Here is a 6,471-nt window from a genome sequence, read left to right as displayed (position 1 = left end):
CATGACGTGGTCCTTGCCGTCGAGGCGCGCCTTGCCCTTAGAGCGGGCCTCGACGACGGATCCGGTCTCGACGAGATCGTCGAACGAGACGATCTCGGCTTTGATGAAGCCCTTCTCGAAGTCCGTGTGGATGACACCCGCGGCCTGCGGGGCCTTGGACCCCTTGGGGATCGTCCAGGCGCGCGCTTCTTTGGGTCCGGCAGTGAGGTACGTCTGCAGACCCAGAGTGTCGAACCCGATGCGGGCGAGCTGGTCGAGCCCTGACTCGTCCTGACCGGTCGATGCGAGCAGCTCGGCGGCGTCTTCGGGGTCGAGGTCGATCAGCTCGGACTCGATCTTGGCATCGAGGAAGATCGCCTTGGCCGGCGCGACGAGTGCCGCGAGGTCGGCCTTGCGAGACTCGTCAGTGAGCACGCCCTCGTCGACGTTGAACACGAAGATGACGGGCTTGGCGGTCAGCAGACCCAGTTCGCGGATCGGCGTCAGGTCGATGCCGGCGACCGAGAGAAGCACGCCGCGCTCGAGAGCATCCTTGGCGGCATTCGCGGTCTCGAGGACGACGGGCTCGATCTTCTTGCCGCGGACTTCCTTCTCGTAGCGCGTGATCGCCTTGTCGACGGTCTCGAGGTCGGCGAGCATGAGCTCGGCGTTGATCGTCTCCATGTCGGATGCCGGGTTCACCGCACCGTCGACGTGCACGACGTCATCGTCGGCGAAGCCACGCACGACCTGAGCGATCGCATCGGCCTCGCGGATGTTCGCGAGGAACTTGTTGCCCAGGCCCTCACCCTCGCTCGCGCCGCGCACGATTCCGGCGATGTCGACGAACGACACAGCCGCGGGAAGGATGCGCTCGCTGCCGAAGATCTCGGCGAGCTTGTCGAGACGCGGATCGGGCAGGTTCACCACCCCGACGTTCGGCTCGATCGTCGCGAACGGGTAGTTCGCCGCGAGCACGTCGTTCTTGGTCAGAGCGTTGAAGAGGGTGGACTTGCCGACATTGGGCAGGCCGACGATTCCGATAGTGAGAGCCACGGGGGTCGAGTCTACCGGTCGCGGCTGCGGCGATCCTGCGGAACGGTCGGCGCCTGCTGCTCAGCCCCGCACGGCACGGAACACGTGCGTGACGTAGGGCAGGTCGACCGTCGCCTGGCCGTCGAGTCCGAGCTCGTCGAACAGCGCATCCATCTGACGGGCGATCTGCGCCCGCTCCTCGGCTGACGCCGCGATGAGATGGCTGCGCGAGAGCGCCATCTGGTGCAGCTGCGTCCTGGTCATGGCTCGCTTCCAGTCCCACTGCTGGGTCTCGACCTGGCCGAACGGCTGCTCGATGCGCGGTCCCGCGGACCCGGGCCCGTTGACCAGGTTCTCCGCCGGGCTGCTGTGCATGATCTCGGTCAGGCGGCGGACCCACTCCTCGCGCTCGTCGCGGATGTTCCAGATCAGCCCGAGCACTCCCCCGGCTCGCACGACTCGGCCGAGTTCTGCCGACGCCGCCACCGGCTCCACCCAGTGCCACGCCTGACCGAGAGTCACCGCATCGACGCTCGAGTTCGGCAGCGGCATCCGCTCGGCCGAGCCTTCGAAGGTCGGGATACCCGGAACGCTCCGTCTCAGTGCCTCGAGCATCTCGGGATCGGGATCGACAGCGACGACCTCGGCGTCGGGCGCCTGAGCGAGGACGCGCGTGAGCTTGCCCGTGCCGGCGCCGACATCGGCGATCCTGCGCGAACCGTGCGGCATGCGCTCGAGCATCCAGGCCACGGCCTCGAACGGATACTCGGGCCTGCCGGCCTCGTAGTTCGCGGCCTCTGCACCGAAGGATGTCGCCCGGTCTGCACTCATGTCGCCAGCCTACGGCGAGTCCTCCAGGGGCGCCCCGGATGCCCGGGAGAAGGTGGACATGTGCCACTGGACTTCACCGCGATCGACTTCGAGACGGCGAATTCCAGCCCCGCCTCAGCCTGCTCGGTCGGACTCGTACGCGTGCGCGACGGCAAGGTCGTCGCGACCGCCGGCTGGCTGATCCAGCCCCCTCCCGGCCACGACGAGTTCCAGGAGTGGAACACGAAGATCCACGGCATCCGCGCGGAGGATGTGACCGCTGCCGCCTCCTGGGCAGACCAGTTCGACCGTCTGTGCGCGTTCGCCGGCGCGGATGTGCTCGTCGCTCACAACGCGGGTTTCGATCTGAACGTGCTCCGCCGAGCCTCCGAGGTGACCGGCGGTGACTGCCCTCCGTACCGCTCGCTGTGCAGCCTGCAGGTCGCACGCAAGACCTACGTGCTCGACTCGTACCGGCTGCCGAAGGCTGCAGAAGCCGCAGGATTCACCGGATTCTCGCACCACGACGCTCTTGCGGATGCCCTGGCCTGCGCCCACATCGTGATCGACGCCGCCCGCAAGACCGCGTCCTCCGATGTGTTCGCTCTGGCCGACGCTCTCAAGCTGCGCGTGACCGAACCGGCGGCCCCGCTGCGGGAGCGCGCCGTCGCCTGAGTCGCTCCGGACGAATGTCCGAGGCCGAGCGCATCATGGAGCACATGGACGCTCTGACGATGGTTCTCCTCCTGGTCGCACTGGCGGCCGGTGCGGCCGCGGGCTGGTTCCTCCGCTCATCGCGAGGAGCCGCTGACCTCGCCAAGGCGCAGGCCGAGCTCGCCGCCGCGCGCGATGACCGCGATCGGCAGTACGACCTCTATCGCGATGCCGTCGAACACGCGAGAGTCGAGCAGCGCGCAGAAGCGCAGCGCGTGCAGCAGCAGAACGCCGTGCTGACCGCCCTCGCCCCCGTGCGCGAGAGCCTGCAGCAGATGCAGCAGAAGGTTTCGGCCATCGAGCAGGAGCGACATGCGCAATTCGGCTCCCTCGCCGAGCAGCTGCGGCGCGCGCAGGAATCCGATGAGGCGCTGCGAGCCACGACCGAGTCGCTCGCCGGCGCTCTCAAGTCCACCGCCACACGCGGAGTATGGGGCGAGACTCAGCTGCGTCGCGTCGTCGAGGCCGCGGGGCTCACGCGCCACGTCGACTTCGACCTGCAGGCGACCATCTCGTCTGACCGGGGCCAAGGACGCCCTGACATGGTGATCCGGCTCGCCGGCGGCACCTCGATCGCCGTCGACGCCAAGGTTCCCCTCGACGCCTACCTCGAGGCGTCGGCGCTTCCCTCGGGCGACGCTCACGAGGGCCAGCGACGCGCTCACATGCAGAAGCACGTGAAGGCGGTGCGAGCCCACATCGACGCTCTCGCGAAGAAGGCGTACTGGTCGGGACTCGACGCGAGTCCCGAGTTCGTCATCTGCTTCCTGCCGAGTGAATCTCTGCTCGCCGCCGCGATCGATGAGGATCCGACTCTCCTCGACTACGCGTTCAGCCGGCGTGTGGCGCTCGCCTCCCCCGTGAATCTCTGGGCCGTTCTCAAGACCGTGGCGTACACCTGGACCCAGCAGGAAGTCTCGACCGAGGCTCGGGCGCTGCTGAACCTCGGGACCCAGCTCTACGACCGGCTCGGCGTGCTGGCAGGTCACGCCGACGATCTCCGCCGGGCTCTCGAGCGCACGGTCGACAGCTACAACCGCTTCGCCGGATCCCTCGAGAGCCGCGTGCTGGTGACAGCGCGACAGTTCCCCGGAATCAGCGCGACGACTCTCGATGACTCTCCCCCGACCATCACCGCGCAGACGCGCCGATTCACGGCGCCCGAGCTCGTGGGTGAGAGCGTCGGCGAAGAAATCCCTGATCTCAAGGCTGATGTGGGCGAAGTGCGCTCACGCCTGGACGGCTGAGCGAAGACGCCCTACTCGGATGCTCAGGCGATGCCCGGCACGCCGCTCATGAGCAGGATCACGAGACCACTGGTGACGACGAACGCTCCCACCATCCACCAGGAGCTGAGTTCGTGACCCTCGTCGCGTCGCACTCGGAAGAGGACATCGGCACGTCGGGCGGGATCAGAGACCACGGGCGCTTTGGCCACAGGTGCTACCGGGGTTCCGGTCGCGAGAGGAACGCCCGCCTCATCGACGTTGATCCGCATGATGCGCCCGGTGGGAGTCGTCACGATCTTGGTCGGCGCGGCCTTGGAGCCACTCGTGTGCTGCGATGTCATCGGTCTGCCCTCCTGTGCCTGCGGTGCCTGGCGGCTCCGTCGACGGCGACAAATCCAGTGACAATTGTCACACGGACGCGCCCGAAAGCTCGGCTCGACGCTTCCGAGAGCCATACCGGGTCGATAACGATGGCCGGCCCGGACTCACAGTGCCGAGGTCAGAGCCACTTCGAGACGAGGTGCTCCGAGGCGATCCGGCGCAGCGTGCCCGATGCGCCGCGCAGCACGACGCTCTCGGTGTAGATGTATCCGCCTTCACGCCTGACACCCGCCACGAGCTGGCCGTCGGTGACACCGGTGGCGACGAAGATCGTGTTGTCTCCGCGCACCAGGTCGTCGGCCTCGTACACCTTGTCCATGTCGAGACCGGCGTCGATGCCGCGCTGGCGCTCGTCGTCATCGCGGGGCCACAGGCGACCCTGGATGTGTCCACCGAGCGCCTTGATGGCGCACGCGGTGACGATCCCCTCGGGGCTGCCTCCCACCCCCACGCACATGTCCGTGCGGGCGGCGTGACGAGCGGCGTTGATGCCACCGGCGACGTCACCGTCGCTCATGAGTCGGGTGCCGGCGCCGGCATCCCGGATCTCCTGGATCAGCTTCTCGTGCCTCGGACGGTTGAGCACCGAGACGACGATCTCGTCGACAGGCTTGCCGAGCGCTCCCGCGAGCTTGCGGATGTTCTCACCGATCGGAAGACGGATGTCGACGACACCGACACCCGCAGGGCCTGTCACGAGCTTGTCCATGTAGAACACGCTCGAGGCGTCGAGCATCGAGCCGCGGTCGGACACGGCGATGACCGACAGAGCGTTCTGACGACCGGCCGCGGTCAGAGAGGTGCCATCGATCGGATCGACGGCGATGTCGCATTCCGGGCCTGTGCCGGTGCCGACCTCTTCGCCGTTGAAGAGCATCGGCGCGTTGTCCTTCTCGCCCTCTCCGATCACCACTCGCCCCTGGAAGGCGACGGTTCCGAGGAACGCCCGCATCGCATCGACGGCGGCACCGTCGGCCGCCTCTTTCGCTCCTCGCCCGATGAAGGGAACAGCGCGAATCGCCGCGGCCTCCGTGGCACGCACCAACTCCATCGCCAGATTTCGGTCGGGACGAAGAGGGCTCAGATCCGCAGTCAGACTCACCATGCGGTCAGTCTATCCACCAGAGCGTCCTCGAATGCCCCGTTTTCGCCTCTTCAGGCGTGAAGGAATTGCGATTCTTAACCGTGCAGCACGAGCGGACCCACTGCGGGCTGGCGTCGACAGAATCCCCGAGCGAGCCCCGATAGAGTGACTGCTGTCCCGGCTTCCCTATCGCAGGAGTTCTCATGCCCGTCGCCACCCCGGATCAGTACGCCGAAATGCTCGACCGCGCGAAGGCCGGCGGCTTCGCGTATCCCGCATTCAACGTCTCGAGCTCGCAGCCGATCAACTCCGTCCTGCAGGGCCTCACCGAGGCCGGCTCCGACGGAATCATCCAGGTCACCACCGGTGGCGCCGACTACTTCGCCGGCCACTCCGTCAAGGCCCGCTCCACCGGCGCTCTCGCCTTCGCGCGTTACGCGACCGAGGTCGCCAAGAACTACCCGGTCACCGTGGCGCTGCACACCGACCACTGCCCGAAGGATGCCCTCGCCGGCTTCGTCGAGCCCCTCATCGCCGCATCCGAAGAAGAGGTCAAGGCCGGGCGCAACCCGATCTTCCAGTCGCACATGTGGGACGGCTCGGCCGTGCCCCTGGCGGAGAACATCGAGATCGCCAAGGATCTCCTCCCCCGCATGAAGAACATCAACGCGATTCTCGAGGTCGAGATCGGCGTCGTCGGCGGCGAGGAGGACGGTGTCGCGCACGAAGGATCGAACGAGGCGCTCTACACCACCTTCGCCGATGTCGACCAGGCCGTTCAGGCGCTCGGACTCGGCGAGCAGGGCCGCTACATCGCCGCCCTCACCTTCGGCAACGTCCACGGCGTCTACAAGCCCGGCGGTGTGAAGCTGCGCCCCGAGCTCCTCGGCGAGATCCAGCAGCAGGTCGCCGCGAAGTACAACACCGGCGCCAAGCCGCTCGACCTGGTCTTCCACGGCGGGTCCGGCTCGACCGACGAGGAGATCGCCCTCGCGGTCGCCAACGGCGTCATCAAGATGAACATCGACACCGAGACGCAGTACGCGTACACGCGTGCGATCGCCGACTACATGTTCAAGAACTACGACGGCGTCCTCAAGGTCGACGGCGAGGTCGGCAACAAGAAGCTGTACGACCCGCGCGCCTGGGGCAAGGTCGCCGAGACCGCGATGGCCGCTCGCGTCGTCGAGTCCACGCGCCAGCTCGGCTCCTACGGCCAGTCCCAGAGCTGATCTCGGG

7 protein-coding genes are annotated in these 6,471 nt (G+C 67.3%); 3 read left to right on the top strand and 4 right to left on the bottom strand.

The window, feature by feature from the left end; translation table 11 throughout:
• Together ychF and J7E68_RS16145 are read right to left on the bottom strand one after the other, a co-directional pair.
• Nucleotides 1-1,035, bottom strand: a 1,035-nt coding sequence (gene ychF, locus J7E68_RS16150; protein ID WP_215174312.1) for a redox-regulated ATPase YchF, incomplete at its 3' end; no start/stop codon positions are given.
• Nucleotides 1,036-1,095: 60 nt separating this feature from the next.
• Nucleotides 1,096-1,845, bottom strand: coding sequence for a class I SAM-dependent methyltransferase (locus J7E68_RS16145; RefSeq protein WP_215174303.1), 750 nt, complete (start codon nt 1,843-1,845; stop codon nt 1,096-1,098).
• 60 nt (nt 1,846-1,905) lie between these two features.
• On the opposite strand from J7E68_RS16145, the gene J7E68_RS16140 reads away from it, so the two are divergent.
• Nucleotides 1,906-2,499, top strand: coding sequence for an exonuclease domain-containing protein (locus J7E68_RS16140; protein ID WP_215174302.1), 594 nt, complete (start codon nt 1,906-1,908; stop codon nt 2,497-2,499).
• A 44-nt stretch (nt 2,500-2,543) separates the two neighbouring features.
• Nucleotides 2,544-3,785, top strand: a complete 1,242-nt coding sequence (locus J7E68_RS16135; RefSeq protein ID WP_215174300.1) for a DNA recombination protein RmuC — start codon at nt 2,544-2,546, stop codon at nt 3,783-3,785.
• A gap of 23 nt (nt 3,786-3,808) precedes the next feature.
• Here J7E68_RS16135 and J7E68_RS16130 read toward each other — a convergent pair whose 3' ends face one another.
• On the bottom strand, nt 3,809-4,108 hold the full coding sequence (locus tag J7E68_RS16130; RefSeq protein WP_215174298.1) for a hypothetical protein: 300 nt from the start codon (nt 4,106-4,108) through the stop codon (nt 3,809-3,811).
• 158 nt (nt 4,109-4,266) lie between these two features.
• Nucleotides 4,267-5,253, bottom strand: coding sequence for a class II fructose-bisphosphatase (glpX, locus tag J7E68_RS16125; protein ID WP_215174296.1), 987 nt, complete (start codon nt 5,251-5,253; stop codon nt 4,267-4,269).
• A 182-nt stretch (nt 5,254-5,435) separates the two neighbouring features.
• Between glpX and fbaA the strand changes: the two genes are divergently transcribed.
• Nucleotides 5,436-6,464, top strand: a complete 1,029-nt coding sequence (fbaA, locus tag J7E68_RS16120) for a class II fructose-bisphosphate aldolase (protein ID WP_215174294.1) — start codon at nt 5,436-5,438, stop codon at nt 6,462-6,464.
• Nucleotides 6,465-6,471 lie beyond the last annotated feature (7 nt).

Source organism: Microbacterium sp. ISL-103, assembly GCF_018613995.1.
Taxonomy (GTDB): Bacteria; Actinomycetota; Actinomycetes; order Actinomycetales; family Microbacteriaceae; genus Microbacterium.
The sequence above is the reverse complement of the archived record's forward strand: the minus strand, read 5'-3'. Positions and strand labels throughout refer to the sequence as shown.

What these genes read in the sequence shown, in the direction of transcription:
- J7E68_RS16130 (WP_215174298.1), bottom strand. Translation starts at nt 4,108, where the DNA reads ATGACATCGCAGCACACGAGTGGCTCCAAGGCCGCGCCGACCAAGATC.
- glpX (WP_215174296.1), bottom strand. Translation starts at nt 5,253, where the DNA reads ATGGTGAGTCTGACTGCGGATCTGAGCCCTCTTCGTCCCGACCGAAAT.
- J7E68_RS16145 (WP_215174303.1), bottom strand. Translation starts at nt 1,845, where the DNA reads ATGAGTGCAGACCGGGCGACATCCTTCGGTGCAGAGGCCGCGAACTAC.
- J7E68_RS16135 (WP_215174300.1), top strand. Translation starts at nt 2,544, where the DNA reads ATGGACGCTCTGACGATGGTTCTCCTCCTGGTCGCACTGGCGGCCGGT.
- fbaA (WP_215174294.1), top strand. Translation starts at nt 5,436, where the DNA reads ATGCCCGTCGCCACCCCGGATCAGTACGCCGAAATGCTCGACCGCGCG.